Origin of the sequence: Clostridium sp. UBA5712 (assembly GCF_002419845.1) — a bacterium.
Classification (GTDB): domain Bacteria; phylum Bacillota; class Clostridia; order Clostridiales; family Clostridiaceae; genus Clostridium_J; species Clostridium_J sulfidigenes.
The window spans coordinates 231,492-249,940 of record NZ_DIGW01000003.1 but is presented as its reverse complement, the minus strand read 5'-3'; the positions used below and the strand labels follow the sequence as shown (position 1 = coordinate 249,940).

Here is an 18,449-nt window from a genome sequence, read left to right as displayed (position 1 = left end):
TCCTTATTACAAATAGTAACATGTCATAGGTTTTATTTTCAAGTAGTCAAATTAACCTATAGCTATATTGTAATTTGAATTTTTATTTTCTTCAACCCTTAATATTATAAATTTTATATTTTTTTTGTTATTTTGCTGAAAATAATTCTTATAGGATAGAATATATAATAAAATATTACTCTAAAAAACGTTAATATGGCATTTAATATGCTTCCGTATGCTAATATAAATATATTACTAAATAGTTTAAAGTATATAAATAATCCAATTAAATTATATACAAACACATTAAAGCTCATGTAAGCATAGTTTGTATACATCATAAAAATAAATACTATAATGCCAGTTAATATCCAGAATAGCATATCCTGTATTGCTGTTATGATGGTTCCTGGCTCTTCAAAACCTCTTATTACTCTATATACATCAAAGAAAATACCAACTAGCATTCCACTAAGTAAGGAGAATATAAACAATGCTATTTGCCTACCCATATCAAATATCATAACTCAATCACCTAAATATTTTAGAAACAATGCTATTTCGCTTCTTTGGTCTCTTTTCTTCACTTGTATATACTACATAAGATATTTTCCCCGTTATTACCACATCTCCATTTTGAACATCTAGCTTGGTCATCTTTAACTCTTCACCTCTGATATCCATATCTCCCAACACAGTTATTATAAGTATCTGTTCATCATTGAAGCTTAATATTTCTAAAACTCCATCTAAAGTCATCTTTTTTCTATTTTCTAACGCAATAAAACTCTTTTTATTTTCTAATGACATATCTTTATTTGGTTCCATAATATCCCCCTTAAACCTAAAAATATATTAGCTTTCTATAAAGATATATTCATTAAAAAATATTTTATGCTTCTATTTATTCCTTATCCTCTTCCCCACTGATTATTTCATACATATTCTTAGCCTCTTCTTTATTAACATGATTAGCAATATTTATAATTCTCGCTTTTAATAATTGATTAGCAAATTGAATTTCTATTATATCATCTTCTTTTATAGTAGTACTTGGTTTTGCTACTTTTCCATTTATGGATACTCTACCATTTTCACATACATCTTTAGCAACAGTTCTTCTTTTAATTATTCTAGAAACCTTTAAATATTTATCTAATCTCATAGTTGCCTCCTTAAACTATATAAAAATTTTAATGAAATTATACTTTATCCTGTATCCCTTTGAATAGAAGAAAAAACCCAGAACATTTCTAGGCTTTTTCAAGTAATTATTTATTTACTATGTCTTTAAATTCTTTTCCAACTTTGAAAACAGGAACTTTAGATGCTGGTATTTGTATTTCTTCTTTTGTTCTTGGATTTCTTCCTACTCTAGCAGCTCTTTCTCTAGTTTCAAAAGTACCAAATCCAACTAGTTGAACTTTCTCTCCACCTTCAAGAGCCTCTTCAACACTCTCTATAAATGCTTTTAATACCGCCTCGTTATCTTTTTTTGTTAGTCCTGACTTTTCAGCCATTTTTGCTATTAATTCTGATTTGTTCACAATAGTACCTCCTTAATGTTAATTTTACGTAATTTATATTTTAATTACATAAAATAATACTTACAATATTCTTACAAGTTACCTAGAATCCTTCTTTTTTTTGAAAAAAATTTATCTTTTTGTTGATAAATTATACTTTTTAGATTCACTCCAAAGGGTTTCCATTTCTTCTAATGTCATTTCTTTCATGTCAATACCCTTTTTAATGCCAGATTCCTCAATAAATTGGAAGCGTTTTATAAATTTATCTATAGTATAATTTACTGCAAATTCTGGGTCAATGTCAAGAAGTCTTGCAATATTTACTGTGGCAAAGATTAAATCTCCTACCTCTTCCTGTATTTTTGACACATCTGAATTTTTATATACATCTTTTATCTCTTGTAATTCTTCTATAACTTTCTCCATAGCTAGTTCTACGTCATCCCAGTCAAACCCTACCTTACCAGCCTTTTTTTGAACCTTTTCTGCTCTAATAAGTCCGGGCATACAACGTGGAACATGTTTTAATTCATCGGTATAGCTAGTAAATTTCTTTTCTTTAACTTTAATTTCATCCCAATTCTCCAATATTTCATCTGTATTTTTAACTCTTACATCTGAAAATATATGTGGATGCCTACGTATCATTTTTTCAGTTATAGCTGCTACTACATCATTTATGTTGAAATAACCCTCCTCCTTACCAATTTGAGCGTGGAATATTACTTGAAAAAGTACATCTCCTAACTCCTCAATAAGTTTATTATCGTCCATTTCGTCTATAGCTTCAATAACTTCATAACATTCCTCAACTAAACCTCTTTTTAAAGATTCATGAGTTTGTTCTAAGTCCCACATACATCCATTTTCACTCCTAAGAGTAGACATCACATTAATTAAATCCTTAAAATCTTTAGGACCTTTAAGATCTTTAGGAATATATATGGAAGTTAAGTAATCAATATCCTCTTGTCTATCTAAATCATATAGTTTAATTTTTCTTATACTTTCTTCTCCTTGTATGCCTGCTGCTCTTACAAAGTATATATCACTATCATCACTATAATATTCACATAGAGCTAACTTCACTTCAGAAGCAATAAATTTGTTATACACCTGGGTTATTATTACTCCTAATCTCTTATCCATAACCTGTTCCCTTATATCAAAGGCATCTATTATTTTTACCCCTTCTATTGGATCAATCCTTAAGCTCTCTATAACTGCATCTACAAAGCTTACTGATGGCATTAATCTAGCTTCTATTCCATTCTCCTTGCAGAGTTCTAATAATATAGTTACAGATTTTTCTGCAACTAAGGGATGACCTGGAACTGCATATACTAAGTCTCCTTCTTGCTGATAAATTTTTATAAGATCCTCTGCAATTGCCTTGTATATATGATCAAAATTATTATATTCTTCATAAAAATTATCATAGGTATTAAACTTTACACCCATAGATTCTAAGTATTTAACATTAGGATGTTTTTCTGTTCTAAAGTATATATTTTTATTACTTTTCAAAATTTCTAGTACACCTATGGTTAAAGCATCTTTAGAACCAGGTCCTAAACCAACCACTGTAATCATTTGAATCTACTCCTCTTTTAGTTTTTAATGAGCTTTCCCTTTATATCTTCAATGGTAAATATTTTAAATACAATCGATAGTATTCCAAATATTACTACACCAAGGAAAATAGCTATTAAGCAAGATATTCCATTACTCTGTGTATAATTATAGACATTATTATATATAAAAACAACAGATATTATCATAATTAATGACACAAATAAAGGTTTTATAACTACTTCATATAGGTTTATCTTTACTTTGAGCAATTTTTTAACCTCTTTCAAGTTTAAAATGCTAGTTACTGCATATCCAACTATACTTCCAATTATTGCACCATATATATTAAATCTAGAGTTACTTACTAAAACATAGGTAATGACTACCTTAAATAGACACCCTATAGCAAGATAATATACCGGTTTCATATATCTACCACAACTTTGTAAAAGCGATGTAGTAGTCTGTGTTATTATAATTAATGGTATTGATAAAGATAATAATTTAAGTATTTCATGCCCTGCTACATCCCCCATAAACACTAATCCCATAATAGGTTTTGAAAGATAAAATAACCCTAATGCACTTGGAATACCTATAACAAAAGATAACTTAAATACCATGTTTACCCTTCTGTATAATTCATTTTGATTATGCATAGAATATACCTCTGATATTATAGGTACTAAAGCTGAACATAGAGCAATAGAAAGTGCCAGTGGGATATTTTGAAGAGTCATAGCCTTACCTGTAAATTGACCATATAATATGGCACTTTCTTGAATAGTATAACCTGCTAACAAGAGTCTTTGAGGTACTATTATAGAATCAATTAAAGCCATAATAGTTCCAACTGCAGCTCCTACGGATATAGGAAATGCTGCTTGTACTAAGTTTGATAGTATTTTATTACTCCTTTTCACTTTTAATTTATAAGACTTTGATCTAACAAATAAATATTTTATTACCAAGTAAATGCTTCCCAGCAATCCTCCAGCTACCGTTCCAAATGCGGCTCCTGCTGCTGCATATTCAATTCCTTTAGGAAGTAATAAATATGCACATATAACGCCAAAAACTACCCTACCTATCTGTTCTATAATTTGAGATATTGCAGTATTATTCATATTCTGAAGTCCCTGGAAATATCCTTTAAATGTACACATAATACATACAAATATAGGTGCTGAAGATATAATCATAAAGGATTGATATGACTTATTATCCCACCTTAAGATATTTATAATATTATCTCCAAAGTACAACATTAAAAATGATATTATTATCCCAAGTGGAATCATTATTTTAAGAGTATCCTTAAGTACCTGTTTAACAGCATTGGTATCGTTGCGTGCATTATACTCTGATATTAATTTTGACATAGCAATAGGTACTCCTGATGCTATTGCTACAAAAGTCATATATATAGGGTATGACATCTGATAATATCCCATCCCTTGGTCACCAATTAATCCTTGTATTGGTATTCTAAAAAACAAACCTAAAAATCGTGCAAAAATAGTAGCTATTCCTAAAATCATAGTTCCTTTTAAAAGCGATTGTTTTTTCATACTTCCTCCTAAAATACTTTGTATAGTTAATAAGTATTTTGATGAGAAACATTTTATTACTTAATGCATATAATATATACCTAATATCAATTAACTTTAACTTCTTTAACAATAAAAAATCTGCCATAAGATGTGATTAATATCAATCCTATGGCAATAATTACATATTATACTCTTTATTTAATTTTATCTTATAGATATTTATGCTTTTTAACATTTACTGTTCCATTTGTTTTCCTAAGAATGAAGCTGCTGTTTCCGCAAGCTTTAACTCTAGTTCTCCAAACTTTACATTTTCTTTTGAAACTATAATTACTGTACCTACAGTATCTCCCTCTGCAATTATTGGTGCTACAACTTGTGTTGTATATTCATCTGCTGTCTCTCCATCACATATAGGTATTAGTCCCTGAGAGTTTTTATCTAGAAGAGTAGCCTTACGCATTTCCATAATTTTATCTACTTCATTACTAATCTTTTTATCTAAATAATCTTTCTTTGTCCCACCACTTACAGATATGATTGAGTCTTTATCACAGATTATCACTATATTACCAATAGTTTGATGTAGCGCTTCACTATATTCCTTAGAAAACTCACTCAATTCTTCTATTGGTGAATATTTTTTTAATATAACTCCCCCTTCTCTATCTGTAAATATTTCCAGCGGATCTCCTTCTCTAATTCTTAATGTCCTTCTAATTTCTTTTGGTATTACAACACGACCTAAGTCATCTATTCTTCTTACTATTCCTGTAGCTTTCATTAAATATCCTCCTTATTTATGTAAATAGTATTAATGCTATTATTATCCTTCTTAACTCAAATTTTATACATCCTAGAAATTTTTTCATTAATAAAAAATAAAAAAAGATTAATGCCAAATATGACATCAATCTCTTTCTACCAATTATTAACTTAGTTTATCTTCATATAATTTTATTTTAGCTTCTTCTTGCCAAGCAGTTACTTTTTCTACCCACACATTATATTTATTTTGTTCTAATAGAACATCCTTAATCGCTCCTTTAACATCTTCTAAAGGCTTAACAGGATACTCTTCTTTATCTAAGCACTTTATAACATGAAATCCAAATTGAGTTGATATAGGAGCCTTAGTATATTCCCCTTTCTTAAGACTTATAGCTGCCATTAAGAAAGTTTTATCATACTGATTGCTAGTATATTCAATCCAATCTAAGTCTCCACCTTTGTCCTTTGTAGCATCTGTACCTTTTTCAGTAGCAAGCTTAGCAAAATCTTCACCTTTATCTAATCTTGCAATTACGTCTTTAGCTTCTTCTTCTGTCTTAACTAGTATGTGTGCTGGCCTAACTTTATTAGGACTTTCAGTATATGAATTTGGATTACTATCATAATAAGTCTTTATTTCATCATCTGTAACAGTAACATCTTTAACTACCTCTTCATATACAGCATTAGATATTACTGCTGGTTTTAATTCTTCTAAGAAGCTCTCTTCTGTAACTCCAGCTGTTTTAAGAGCACTTTTATACTCTTCATCAGTTTTAAAGGATTTCTTTATCTCATCAAGTTTCTCTTTAGCCTTAGTCTGAACTTCTTCATCAGAAGGCACTACTCCAAGCTTTTCACCATTATTTTTTATGACAATATCATTAACCATAGTATCTAGTATACTTAATCTTTGCTTCTTTATATATTCCATAGCCTCTGAATTTTCTTTATAATTTTCTCCGTACTGAGCCTTTACTTGCTCATAAACCGTACTTAACCTACTGTCCACTTCTCCTAAGGTTATCTTTTCTTTATAAACCTTAGCAACTACTGTCTTATTAATACCTGCCTCTGTTTTTTCTATCATTCCACACCCCACTGCTGAAAGCATTAGTGTAGACGCCATTAGACCAGCTAAAATCTTCTTTAATTTTATCAATTTATTATCCTCCATTCGGTTTTTTTAGTTATTATTGCTATTCAATTTTACCATAAAAATACTATTAAATAAATAGTAGCTAAATCTATTTACTCATTGTTGATAAATCCTTAATAATATTTATAAGTATATCTAATAGCTCCTTTTTATTAATATCCTTACTCTTATACACTAGAACTGGAACATCTCCCATTTTAAATGTGATTTGTCTCTTATAATTGTCTAGTATATATTTTACCATTTCAGAAGTTAAGTATGACTTGTCTTTAAAGGTTATCTGTACTTGAATTCCAGTATCCTTTATCTCTAAAACCCCAATTTCTCTAGCAATTGCCTTTAAATAAGCTATATTCATTAAATTATAAACACTTTCTGGAATATTAGAGTATCTATCTTCAATCTCCTCAATAACCTCTAACATATGCTCATAGGATTCAATAGATGCAATCTTTTTATATACTTGAATTTTTTGAGTTTCATCCTGTATATAGTTACTAGGAATATATGCATCAATTTTCATATCTACTGTAGTTTCAATAGGTTCCTTATCTACTTCACCTTTTACAATGCTTACTGCATCTTCAAGCATTCTGCAATATAAGTCATATCCAACAGCAGACATATGACCACATTGAGCTGCTCCCATTATATTCCCTGCACCTCTTATTTCTAAATCTCTCATAGCTATCTTTAATCCTGAGCCTAATTCTGTAAAGTCTTTTATTGCCTTTAATCTTTTTTCTGCAACCTCTGTTAAAACCTTATCCTTAGTATAAGTAAAGTAAGCATATGCTATTCTATTGGTTCTCCCTACTCTTCCCCTTAATTGATATAGTTGAGATAATCCCATCTTATCTGCATTTGCTATTATCATAGTATTTGCATTCTGAATGTCTATACCAGTCTCTACTATAGTTGTACTTAAAAGTATATCGTATTTTTTATCTACAAAATCTATAATTACCTTTTCCAATTCTCTTTCGGTCATCTGACCATGACCTATAGCAACTCTAGCTTCTGGGACCAACTTTTGCAAATATGTTGCCATATCACTTATAGTTTCAACCCTATTATATACAAAAAATACTTGTCCTCCCCTGTTCATTTCCCTAATTATTGCATCTCTTATAAGTTGATCATTAAATTCTACAACGTAAGTTTGAATAGGATATCTTTCTTCAGGAGGAGTTTCTATTATACTTATATCCCTAACTCCTGTTAAAGACATGTGTAGGGTTCTAGGAATAGGAGTAGCACTTAAAGTTAATACATCTATGTTTTTCTTTATTTCCTTAATCTTCTCCTTGTGACTAACCCCAAATCTTTGCTCTTCGTCTACAATTAATAAACCTAGATCCTTAAATACCACACTCTTTTGAAGCAACTTATGAGTACCTACTATAATATCTAAATTTCCTTCTCTTAGAGCATTTAAAGTTTCTTTAACTTGAGACGCAGTTCTAAATCTGCTAATCATTCCTATTTTAATAGGAAAATCTGAAAACCTTTTTAACATATTTTTATAGTGTTGCTCTGCTAGTATTGTAGTAGGTACTAATATAGCTACCTGTTTTCCATCCATAACACACTTAAAGGCAGCTCTAAGCGCAACCTCGGTTTTCCCATATCCAACATCCCCACAAAGAAGCCTATCCATAGGTTTATCGCTTTCCATATCTTTTTTAATATCTTCAATTGCAGTTAACTGATCCGGGGTTTCCTCATATGGAAATTCTCCTTCAAACTGACTTTGCCAAGGGGTGTCCTTGGCATATTTATGTCCCTTTAAAGTATTTCTGATAGCATAAAGCTTAACCAAATCTTCAGCAATATCTTCAACAGATTTTTTTACTTTACTTCTAGCCTTTGCCCATTCACTTCCACCTAATTTATTTATTTTGGGTGATTTGCCTTCACTGCCAATATATTTTTGTACTAAATCTAATTGCTCTACAGGGACATATAAAGTATCTCCTGAATTATATTCTAAAACCAAATAATCTTTTTTATTTCCCTGTACATCTAATTGATTAATACCCTTATATACACCAACTCCATGGTTCACATGTACCACATAATCACCAAGCTTTAAATCAGTAAAGCTTTTTATTTTTCCTGCACCTTTTTTAGTAGTTCTTCTTGTGGCTTTCCTCTTAGATTGACCGAAAACTTCGGAGTCTGATATAACACATACCTTTAAATCAGGATACTCAAATCCTTTAATAGAACTTCCAAAGGTCACCACTACTTCCCCTTGCTGAATGCTAGAAACTAGGTCTTTATAAGTAGCTTCTATCCCTCTATCTCTTAAAGTGTCAATTAATCTTTCTCCCCTTGTTCTTGTACCAGATAAAATTAAAGTTCTATATCCTTTTTTCTTTTTCTCTATTATATCTTCAATAAGCATGTCTAACTGTCCATGATAATCATGAATTGTAATCTGAGAAAATGCTATTAAATTTCTTGGTTTTAATGCATTAGAAGCAGTTCCTAAACTCTGTAAAGTTATAGTTTTACTCACTTCTAAAATTTCTCCAATCATTTCTTTAGGTATTAGTAGTTCTCCTTGTTTCGGTAAAATGTTACCTCTACTTAGAAAATTTTCATAATTCTCTTCAAATTCAAAGTATACACTATCCAACTTACCCATAGCCCTATTTACATCATCCACTACAACTAAACTATCCTTAAAGTAGTCTAAAAATGTAGTTTTATTTTTATAAAAATAAGGAATATAGCTATCAATAGTTTCAAAGGTCCAAGTTTCTTCAAGACTCTCCAAATTTGTCTTAACCGTAGAATTTATTCTTTCTAAAGCATCCTTATCTTTAGATTTATTAAATCTTGATATAGCTCCATCTAATTCCTTTCTAATTTCTTCTTTTGCAAGATTTATAACCCCTTCTGTAAGAATTATCTCTTTAGCTGGAAATATTTCTACTTTATCTACTTTATCTATACTTCTTTGATTGTCTTTATTAAAAGTTCTTATGGAATCAACTTCATCATCAAAAAGCTCAATCCTAAATGGCATGCTACTAATAGGAGGATAAACATCTATAATCCCCCCTCTAACTGAAAATTGACCTATGTTTTCTACAACACTACACCTTTCGTAACCACATTGTACAAGTTTTTCGCTCAACTCTCTTATGTCTATGGTACTTTCTAAAGAAATTTCAAATGAAAATTTCTTGAATAGCTCTACAGGAGCATAGGATGCTGCTAAAGCCTCGATAGAAGTTACAACAATACATTTTCCCTCATGAAGAATCTTATTTAATACTTTCAGCCTCTCCCATCTCAAGTCCCCTGATACAGCTTCTACATTGTAAAAAGTTACCTCCCTCGTAGGAAAATAATATACATCATTACAATAAAAGCTAAGATCTTCATATATGTTTTTAGCTTCCATGTCATTATGAGTTAGCACTAGCATACTTTTTTCTATATCTTCATAAACACCATATAGTAAGTAGCTCTTACCAGATTCCGAAAGACCATGTATGCCTAATGGATACTTTTCCTCATTTATATATCTCTTTATATCTCTATATTCACTACTTAACTTTAAAGGTGTCATTACTCCTTTTAGTCTCAAAATATCACCTCTTAAACTATTTACTACTTTCCTGCATTAAAAGAATTAAATTTATTCATTGCTTGATTAATTCCTTCATTTATGATCACTGATACTGCATCCACTGCTGCCTCAAAAGATTTTTCAATAATCTCTCTATCTTCATTAGAGAATCTTCCTGTAACAAACTCAACTAAATCATAGGCTGGCTCTCCAATTCCAACTTTAATCCTTGAAAAACTATCAGTACCTAAATGAGAAATTATATTCTTAATACCATTGTGACCGCCTGCACTTCCTTTTCCCTTTATTCTAAGTCTTCCAACTTCTAGACTAATATCATCGTATATAACTATAATATTTTCTACTGGTATTTTATAAAAGTCTATTATACTTCTAACGCTTTCTCCACTTAAATTCATATAAGTTTGAGGTTTTAAAAATATAACCTTTTCATTGGCTATACTACTCTCACCGTATACTCCTTTAAATTTTGTCCTATTTATACTAAAGTTATACTTTTTTTCACACATATCAACTACATCAAACCCTACATTATGTCTTGTTTTATCATATCTATCTCCCGGATTTCCTAATCCCACAACTAAATACATAATTACCTCCAATATATTCTATAACATAATATCTCTTAACATAAAAATAATCTTCTTTGACTATTATACTAGAAGTTTTACCTAAAATAAAATAAAAGTAGCATCCCTAAATGCTACTTTTTATATATTACTCTGAAATCTTTATTTTAAAGTCAACATAATCACCATTTTTGAATACTTTATATTTTATTGTCTCTCCACTTTTAAATTTACTCATTATAGAATTTATGTCACTGACAGTATTAACTTTCATACCATTCACTTCAACAATTATATCTGTTGGCCTAATTCCAGCTTCATAAGCTAAACCATTTCTTGTAACTTCCTTTGCATATACTCCATCAATACCATTTTCACTTTGGGAAATAGCCTCTTCCCCATAAACTCCCATATGGTTAATAAGAGAATCTTGCTTATCTAAAATTCCATAGGTAATAGGCTCTAGATCCTCTGCGGAAATATAAAAACTATTTTTTAAAAATTCATTGTGATATGTCATAGTAGTATTATTTACTCCTATAAGTTCTCCATCCAAATTACATAAAGCTGCTCCAGTATTGATAAACTTAGGAATAACTGAAGTCTTTATCATTCTTAAAGACTCAGCTACTTTAGTTTCTCTATTTTTAAATACTATATTTTCTCTAGTATTTAACACCGTACTTACCTCTATATTTTCATTAAAAGATTTACCCAGAGGATTTCCTACACTAATAACTCTATCTCCCTTTTCAATCTTAGTAGAATTCTTAGCTATAGTCATAGGTTGTAATGCATCTCCATTTATTTTAATCATAGCAATATCATAAATACTATCAAATCCTATTATAGATGCATTATATACAATGTCATTGTGTAACTTCACTTTAACACTGGTTGCATCCTCAATACCTAAATAGCTAGTTATAACATATTGTCCATTTTCTATGACAACGCCTACTCCTACATTAGTTTCTTTTATACACTTATCATCTGCAATAACCTTAATAACTGAAACAACAGATTGGGCTGCTTTGTGAGCAGCTGATTGAAGCTTTGAATTAGTGGTATTAACTTCTTCGTCTTTATTATTACCTTGAACATAATAATTTTCGTTTTCAGTGTTTACCACTAAAGCTGTAACAGCCCCACCTAAGGAGGCTACAAATAAGCAAAATATAGTAATTGCAACAATTTTACCTTTACGTCTTTTCTTAATTTTGTTAAAGGTTATTTTTGCTTTAACATCCTTATAATCATCATTAAAATTGCTCATAATAGCCTCCTTCCTCTTAGCTTCTTAAGATTATTACATACTCTTCTTTGCTAATTGTAAAGTAAATATAAATTCAACTCCATTTTCTTTATTACACGCCCATATTTCTTCATCATGTAAGCTAACAATCTTTTTAACTATAGAGAGCCCTAATCCTGTACTCACTTTTTGTGTTCTTGATTTATCAACTTTATAGAATCTTTCCCAGATATGTTTAATATCTTCTTCATCTATATTAGATCCCTCATTAAAAATTGATATATTAGCCTTCTTACCTTTTTTTCTACAGGATATTTGTATCAATCCATCTTCTTTTCCATATTTAATAGCATTATCTAAAAGATTAGTTATAACTTGTGTTATTTTATCTCCATCTGTAAGTACCCAGAGTTCACTTCCTTCAAAAAATACCTGTACATCCAAATTTTTATTTCTTATTCTATTTTCATTTCTCAATATGCATATTCTCACTATTTCATTAATGTCCACAGGTACCTTCTCCAGCTTATAAGTACCCGATTCCACTGCTGATAAATCAAGTAAATCATTAATAAGTCTTGTTAATCTTTGTATTTCTTCATAGGCTATATTTAGATAATACTTATGCTTTTCATCAGGAACTACTCCATCTAAAATTCCACCTATAAATCCTTTTATAGATGTCATTGGAGATCTTAACTCATGAGAAACATTTGAAATAAACTCTTTTCTATTTTGTTCTACCTTTTGTAGCGAGTCTGCCATCACATTAAATGCATTTGCAAACTCCTCCATTTCATCATCAGAATGAATTTCAACTCTTTTATCTACATCTCCTTGAGCTATTTTTCTTGCAACCCCACTCATTTCTGATAACGGATTAACTATCATCTTTTGAGAAAAATAATAAATTACGATACAAGAAGCAATTACAGCGAAAACTGCAGATAACCAAATAATTTGATAAACATTAGAAAGTGATTTATCTAAAATATCTGTTGATACACTAAATAAAGTGGCTCCCATAGATTGCCCTTTAGCATCTTTTACAACTTTCATCATAACGTATACTTTCTCATCCATATAAACTCCATACTCATTAAAAGCATCTATATAATCACTATTGTTTATATTTTCCAAATCATCATGAAAAATCTGTTTCCCTATGAGTGGAGTATATTTAATGTTAGTAACTGAATAAACATATCCATTACTATCTACGAGAACTATATCATCATTTATATATGTTGATATAAACTTTATATTTGTAGTTAATTCTTCATATGATGATGCCCCAGTTAAATATTTTGTTGCAATACCTTCAATTATATCTGCCTGTCTAGTAAGATCACTTTGTCTCGTCTTTATAAAATAATCTTGAAACCAAAAGGAAAGAAATGCAGCTAAAATAGTAAAACTTACTGTAATTATAATGGTGTAAGTAACAACCATTTTAGAAAATAAGCTATTTTTCACCATCTATTTCACCTCAAATTTATATCCAACTCCCCAAACAGTTTCTAACTGCCAATTATCTCCTCCTGATACTTTTTCTCTTAATCTCTTCACATGAACATCTACAGTTCTTGAATCTCCTGGATAATCATATCCCCACACTTCACAAAGCAGTTGTTCTCTTGTAAATACTCTGTTTTTATTACTTGCTAAGAAGTGTAATAATTCAAACTCTTTAGGTGGCATTTTAATTTCATGTCCCATGTATGTTACATTATATGAATTTATATCTATAACTAAATTATCAAAGGTTAATGTTTCTTTACTATCACCCTCTGCAGTATATCTTCTTAGAACAGCCTTAACTCTAGCCATAAGTTCCTTAGGTTCAAAGGGTTTTACTATATAATCATCTGCTCCAAGCTCAAGTCCTAAAACTTTATCAAAAGTTTCTCCTTTTGCAGTTATCATTATAACTGGTGTTTCATTATCCCTTCTTATCCACTTTAGCACATCTATGCCATCCAGGTATGGTAACATAACATCTAAAAGCACTAAATCAGGTTTATAACTAGTAAATGCTTCTTGAGCCTCTCTTCCGTCATTGGCCACCTTAACATGGTATCCTGAATTCTCCAAATACATCTTTATTACTTCACATATATTTTTATCATCATCAACAACTAATATCTTTCCTAAATTACCTTCCATTGATATCCCTCCTAAATACTTAAGATATTTTATTTAATTTACGAATATAATTTCTACATAATATCTTTTATAATATTATATAACAATAACTTTAAGTCCAAGTATTTTCTCATTAAAATTAATATTTTTAACAAAATATTTATAAAGTTATGGTGAAAACATTCCTTTTTATACTAAAAATAGGGGAAGAAAAACTTCCTCCCCTAAATAAAACCAAATTACTGTCCAAACTTATTATGAATACATATAATATTTAATATTATTCATCAAAAAGCTTGCTTACAGAAACTTCTTCATATATTCTTCTAATAGCTTCTGCAAATAACGGTGCTATAGATAATATTTTTATCTTATCAAGCATTTTTTCTTGTGGTAGATGAATACTATCAAGCATAACTAGCTCTTTTATCACCGATGCTTCTAGTCTTTCTATGGCTGGACCAGAAAGTACAGCATGTGAACAACAAGCATATACTTCAGTAGCACCCATTTTAACTAAAGCATTAGCACCATTACAAATAGTTCCAGCTGTGTCTATCATATCATCTATTAGTATAACCTTTTTACCTTTTACTTCACCGATTATATTCATAACTTCAGCTACATTAGCCTTTGGTCTTCTCTTATCTATAATAGCTATTGGAGCGTTTAGTTTATCAGCAAACTTTCTTGCTCTTGTAACACTACCAAGATCTGGTGAAACTACAACTACATCATCACAATCTTTAAATCCTTTTTCTATAAAGTAATCACTTAGTATTGGTGAACCCACTAAATTATCAACTGGAATATTGAAATATCCTTGTATTTGAGCTGCATGTAAGTCCATAGTTAAAACTCTATCTGCTCCTGCTGCTGTAATTAAATCAGCAACTAATTTTGCTGTAATTGGATCTCTTGCCTTTGCCTTTCTGTCTTGACGTGCATATCCATAGTAAGGAATAACCGCCGTTATTCTTCCTGCTGATGCTCTCTTAAGTGCATCAATCATAATTAAAAGTTCCATTAAATTATTGTTTACTGGGGCACTAGTTGGCTGTATAACAAATACGTCCAGTCCTCTAACAGTTTCTCCAATATTTACCGCAATCTCACCATCACTAAAAGTAGTAACTTGACTTTCTCCAACAGAAAGCCCTAAGCGGTTTGCAATATCAGCAGCTAATTCTGGATATGAGTTTCCTGCAAAGATTTTAATGTTTCTTCCATGGCTTATCATTTATGTAGTCCTCCTAAAATTTTATTTGTTTTTATTTTTATCATATACCCAGTTCTCTTTATTTATTTGCCTAGCTCTTGCTATAGCTAAGGAGCCCTCTGGTATTTTCTCGGTTATTGTTGATCCAGCTGCAATATAAGTATTATCTTCTACCTCAACTGGTGATACTAAGTTAGTATTACATCCTATAAATACATTGTTTCCAATTGTAGTTTTATATTTTGCTTTTCCATCATAATTTACTACAACAGTTCCACACCCAAAATTACATTTTTCTCCCACTTCTGCATCTCCTATGTAAGTTAAGTGAGATACCTTAGTTCCGTCACCTATTGATGATTTTTTAATTTCAACAAAATCGCCTATCCTTGCATTTTCACCTATAGTTGTTTCTGGTCTTATATACGCAAAAGGTCCAACTGTAGTATTATTTCCAATCTTACTGTTTAATACTACAGAATTTTCTACAGTTACATCATCACCAATTATACTATTAGTTATTCTGTTATTTGAGTATAATACGCAATTTTCACCAACTACCGTAGTTCCTTCTATGATATTCCCTGGATATACAACCGTATCTTGACCTATAATTACATCACATTCTATATAGGTGCTTCTAGGGTCCATAATTATAACACCATTATCCATATGGTTTCTATTTATTCTACTTCTCATTATATCATTAGCAACAGAAAGCTCTACCTTTGAATTTACTGCTGTAATTTCTTCTACATCAACAGCAATAGCTCCAACTTTCTTACCTTCATTTTTTAATATTTCTATTACATCTGTTAAATAGTACTCACCTTGATTATTATTATTATTAAGTTTACCTAAGGTATTTAATAATATGTCTATATCAAAACAATACATCCCTGAGTTAATTTCATTAACTTTTACTTCTTCTTCATTACAATCCTTAAACTCTACAATTTTCTCTACTTCTCCTTGAGAATTTCTAATTATTCTTCCATACTTTAGAGGGTCACTCATTATAGATGTCAATATTGTAGCACTACATTTTTGTTCTTCATGATATTTAGTAAGCTTTGTAACTGTTTCTTCTGTTATTAGAGGCCCATCTCCAACAAATATAGATACTGAACCTTTTTTACCTTTTAAAAATTCTTCTGCACACATTACTGCATGCCCAGTACCTAATTGTTCTTCTTGAACTGAGTAGAAAATATTTCTACTTTCAGTGCCTTTTCTAACTTTATCAGCACCTTTTCCAATAACCACACTTACTTCTTCTACTCCGGACTTTCTTATATTATCTATAACATGGTTTATCATTTCTTTTCCACAAACTTTGTGTAGAACCTTAGGAGTATTAGATTTCATTCTTTTACCTTCGCCAGCAGCAAGGATTATAGCACATTTATACAATTCATACACCTCTTCATTTAAAATGTAATTAGTCTTTCCTGATAAATTATTCTATAATAATTTAAAACTAATATTTATTAAATTTTCAATATTAATCTATCATATTTATTATTTTTATATACTACTTCTATACTATTATATTGAAACTGTTACACTTTTTCAACCAAAGTATATTTTTTACATGAAAATATATATTAACGATATACTATTAACGATACACAAAATAAAAAGGAGTGCTACGCTCCTTTTTATAATTAGACTATTTCATCTTCTACTTGCTCTTCATTTTTTACTTTTTCATACTCGTCAAGTATAGATTTTTGAATTTTCTCTCTTGTTTCTGTATTAATTGGGTGAGCTATATCCTTAAATTCTCCATCAGGAGTTCTTCTACTAGGCATAGCTATAAAATTACCACTTTGACCCTCAATTATCTTGATGTCATGAACCACGAATTCATTATCTAAAGTTATAGATACTATAGCTTTCATTTTTCCTTCTGTGGTAATTTTTCTAATTCTAACGTCTGTAATTATCATGAAATTCCACCTCCAAGATGTGCTTTCATGTATTATTCTACTAATGCATTGTAAATCCTTCTATTTGTCGAAACATTTTCCATATTTTTTTGTAACTTATTCGTTTTTTTCACTAGATGGACTAACAATCGCAATTCCATCTTCTCCAATACCATAAAAATTTACTAATGAAATATAATCATCTACCAGCTTATCCTTAACTTCTACATTATCTATTAAAAAACCACTACCTAATAATTCACTATCAAATTCACTTAAAAGCTCTTTAATTCCCTTTGCAGTTCCTCCACCTCTCATAAAGTCATCTACAAATACACATCTGCTACTTCTCTTCATAGACTTTGTTGATAATGTCATAGTTTGAAGTCTATTGCTTGAACCAGAAGCATAATTTATGCTTACTGTAGTACCTTCTGTATACTTAGTATCATGACGTACTGTAACAAGCTGAACTCCTAATTGTTTTGCAACCTCATAACCTAATGGAATACCTTTAGTTTCTATTGTAACTACATAATCCACGTTCATATCTTTAAATTTACTAGCTAATATTATTGCTGAATTTTGAATAATACTTGGATTATATGCTATATCTGTTATATATAGAAAATTACCCGGAACAACTCTAGATTGCTGTCTTAGTGCTTCACACAAATCTTCTAAAAACTGTTTTCTATCTTCATTTGATTTTTCATTTATAAATCTTATTCCACCTGCAGCACCTGCTACTGTTTCTATCTTTCCCATGGATAAACCTTCTATTACTTCTCTAACTATAACAATATCTTCACTAATAGTAGATTTTGCTGCATTGAATTTCTCTGTAAATAAATTTAAAGTTATAACCTTATTAGGATTTTCTGTTAAAACTTTTGTTATACCAATAACCCTTTGGTTTCTATTAAATTTATGCTTAATTTTCTCCATACAAACTATACCTTTCCGAATTTTATCTTTATTTTTGCCTTTATTATTCACCTTTATTCTATCTGTTTTATTACTATATTACAATTACTTTTTTTATTTTCTTTAATATACTATTTAAAACAATATAAATTCATCTTTTATGTTAATCACAGATTAATTAGCAAAAAAATATCCTCATTGTAAATAAAAAGAGCTACTTCAAAATA

17 protein-coding genes are annotated in these 18,449 nt (G+C 29.9%); all 17 read right to left on the bottom strand.

Going from position 1 to position 18,449, the window contains the following annotated elements; translation table 11 throughout:
- Positions 1–113: 113 nt before the first annotated feature.
- Positions 114–506, bottom strand: coding sequence for a spore cortex biosynthesis protein YabQ (yabQ, locus tag B3B03_RS02110; protein WP_035132492.1), 393 nt, complete (start codon positions 504–506; stop codon positions 114–116).
- A gap of 7 nt (positions 507–513) precedes the next feature.
- Positions 514–810 (bottom strand): sporulation protein YabP, encoded by a 297-nt coding sequence (gene yabP / locus B3B03_RS02105; RefSeq protein ID WP_346848846.1) that lies wholly within the window; start codon positions 808–810, stop codon positions 514–516.
- A gap of 76 nt (positions 811–886) precedes the next feature.
- Positions 887–1,147, bottom strand: coding sequence for an RNA-binding S4 domain-containing protein (locus B3B03_RS02100; protein WP_346848845.1), 261 nt, complete (start codon positions 1,145–1,147; stop codon positions 887–889).
- 106 nt (positions 1,148–1,253) lie between these two features.
- The gene (locus tag B3B03_RS02095) at positions 1,254–1,529 is read right to left on the bottom strand and encodes an HU family DNA-binding protein (RefSeq protein WP_035132498.1); all 276 of its coding nucleotides are present in this window, start codon (positions 1,527–1,529) and stop codon (positions 1,254–1,256) included.
- 111 nt (positions 1,530–1,640) lie between these two features.
- Positions 1,641–3,104 (bottom strand): nucleoside triphosphate pyrophosphohydrolase, encoded by a 1,464-nt coding sequence (gene mazG, locus B3B03_RS02090; RefSeq protein WP_346876360.1) that lies wholly within the window; start codon positions 3,102–3,104, stop codon positions 1,641–1,643.
- Between the two features lie 17 nt (positions 3,105–3,121).
- Entirely contained in the window at positions 3,122–4,657 is a 1,536-nt protein-coding gene (locus B3B03_RS02085; RefSeq protein WP_346876359.1) for a polysaccharide biosynthesis protein, read from the bottom strand.
- Between the two features lie 217 nt (positions 4,658–4,874).
- Positions 4,875–5,423: a stage V sporulation protein T gene (spoVT, locus tag B3B03_RS02080; RefSeq protein ID WP_035132504.1), complete on the bottom strand. Its 549-nt coding sequence runs from the start codon at positions 5,421–5,423 to the stop codon at positions 4,875–4,877.
- Positions 5,424–5,570: 147 nt separating this feature from the next.
- Positions 5,571–6,572, bottom strand: a complete 1,002-nt coding sequence (locus B3B03_RS02075) for a peptidylprolyl isomerase (RefSeq protein ID WP_346848842.1) — start codon at positions 6,570–6,572, stop codon at positions 5,571–5,573.
- Positions 6,573–6,657: 85 nt separating this feature from the next.
- Complete coding sequence (mfd, locus tag B3B03_RS02070) at positions 6,658–10,173, bottom strand: transcription-repair coupling factor (protein WP_346876358.1); 3,516 nt, start codon at positions 10,171–10,173, stop codon at positions 6,658–6,660.
- Positions 10,174–10,196: 23 nt separating this feature from the next.
- On the bottom strand, positions 10,197–10,766 hold the full coding sequence (gene pth, locus B3B03_RS02065; RefSeq protein WP_346848840.1) for an aminoacyl-tRNA hydrolase: 570 nt from the start codon (positions 10,764–10,766) through the stop codon (positions 10,197–10,199).
- Positions 10,767–10,893: 127 nt separating this feature from the next.
- Entirely contained in the window at positions 10,894–12,021 is a 1,128-nt protein-coding gene (locus tag B3B03_RS02060) for a S1C family serine protease (RefSeq protein ID WP_346848839.1), read from the bottom strand.
- Positions 12,022–12,054: 33 nt separating this feature from the next.
- Positions 12,055–13,476, bottom strand: a complete 1,422-nt coding sequence (locus tag B3B03_RS02055) for a HAMP domain-containing sensor histidine kinase (RefSeq protein WP_346848874.1) — start codon at positions 13,474–13,476, stop codon at positions 12,055–12,057.
- Positions 13,477–13,479: 3 nt separating this feature from the next.
- On the bottom strand, positions 13,480–14,166 hold the full coding sequence (locus B3B03_RS02050) for a response regulator transcription factor (RefSeq protein WP_346876357.1): 687 nt from the start codon (positions 14,164–14,166) through the stop codon (positions 13,480–13,482).
- A 259-nt stretch (positions 14,167–14,425) separates the two neighbouring features.
- A complete protein-coding gene (locus tag B3B03_RS02045; RefSeq protein WP_035132514.1) occupies positions 14,426–15,385 on the bottom strand; it encodes a ribose-phosphate diphosphokinase in 960 nt (319 codons plus the stop codon).
- A gap of 21 nt (positions 15,386–15,406) precedes the next feature.
- A complete protein-coding gene (gene glmU / locus B3B03_RS02040; RefSeq protein ID WP_346876356.1) occupies positions 15,407–16,777 on the bottom strand; it encodes a bifunctional UDP-N-acetylglucosamine diphosphorylase/glucosamine-1-phosphate N-acetyltransferase GlmU in 1,371 nt (456 codons plus the stop codon).
- Positions 16,778–17,031: 254 nt separating this feature from the next.
- Positions 17,032–17,316, bottom strand: coding sequence for a septation regulator SpoVG (spoVG, locus tag B3B03_RS02035; RefSeq protein ID WP_035132518.1), 285 nt, complete (start codon positions 17,314–17,316; stop codon positions 17,032–17,034).
- Between the two features lie 96 nt (positions 17,317–17,412).
- The gene (purR, locus tag B3B03_RS02030; protein ID WP_035132520.1) at positions 17,413–18,243 is read right to left on the bottom strand and encodes a pur operon repressor; all 831 of its coding nucleotides are present in this window, start codon (positions 18,241–18,243) and stop codon (positions 17,413–17,415) included.
- Positions 18,244–18,449 lie beyond the last annotated feature (206 nt).

Excerpts from the sequence above, each read along its gene's own strand:
- yabQ (WP_035132492.1), bottom strand. The coding sequence starts at position 506 with ATGATATTTGATATGGGTAGGCAAATAGCATTGTTTATATTCTCCTTA.
- yabP (WP_346848846.1), bottom strand. The coding sequence starts at position 810 with ATGGAACCAAATAAAGATATGTCATTAGAAAATAAAAAGAGTTTTATT.
- B3B03_RS02100 (WP_346848845.1), bottom strand. The coding sequence starts at position 1,147 with ATGAGATTAGATAAATATTTAAAGGTTTCTAGAATAATTAAAAGAAGA.
- mazG (WP_346876360.1), bottom strand. The coding sequence starts at position 3,104 with ATGATTACAGTGGTTGGTTTAGGACCTGGTTCTAAAGATGCTTTAACC.
- B3B03_RS02085 (WP_346876359.1), bottom strand. The coding sequence starts at position 4,657 with ATGAAAAAACAATCGCTTTTAAAAGGAACTATGATTTTAGGAATAGCT.
- spoVT (WP_035132504.1), bottom strand. The coding sequence starts at position 5,423 with ATGAAAGCTACAGGAATAGTAAGAAGAATAGATGACTTAGGTCGTGTT.
- pth (WP_346848840.1), bottom strand. The coding sequence starts at position 10,766 with ATGTATTTAGTTGTGGGATTAGGAAATCCGGGAGATAGATATGATAAA.
- B3B03_RS02060 (WP_346848839.1), bottom strand. The coding sequence starts at position 12,021 with ATGAGCAATTTTAATGATGATTATAAGGATGTTAAAGCAAAAATAACC.
- B3B03_RS02050 (WP_346876357.1), bottom strand. The coding sequence starts at position 14,166 with ATGGAAGGTAATTTAGGAAAGATATTAGTTGTTGATGATGATAAAAAT.
- B3B03_RS02045 (WP_035132514.1), bottom strand. The coding sequence starts at position 15,385 with ATGATAAGCCATGGAAGAAACATTAAAATCTTTGCAGGAAACTCATAT.
- spoVG (WP_035132518.1), bottom strand. The coding sequence starts at position 17,316 with ATGATAATTACAGACGTTAGAATTAGAAAAATTACCACAGAAGGAAAA.
- purR (WP_035132520.1), bottom strand. The coding sequence starts at position 18,243 with ATGGAGAAAATTAAGCATAAATTTAATAGAAACCAAAGGGTTATTGGT.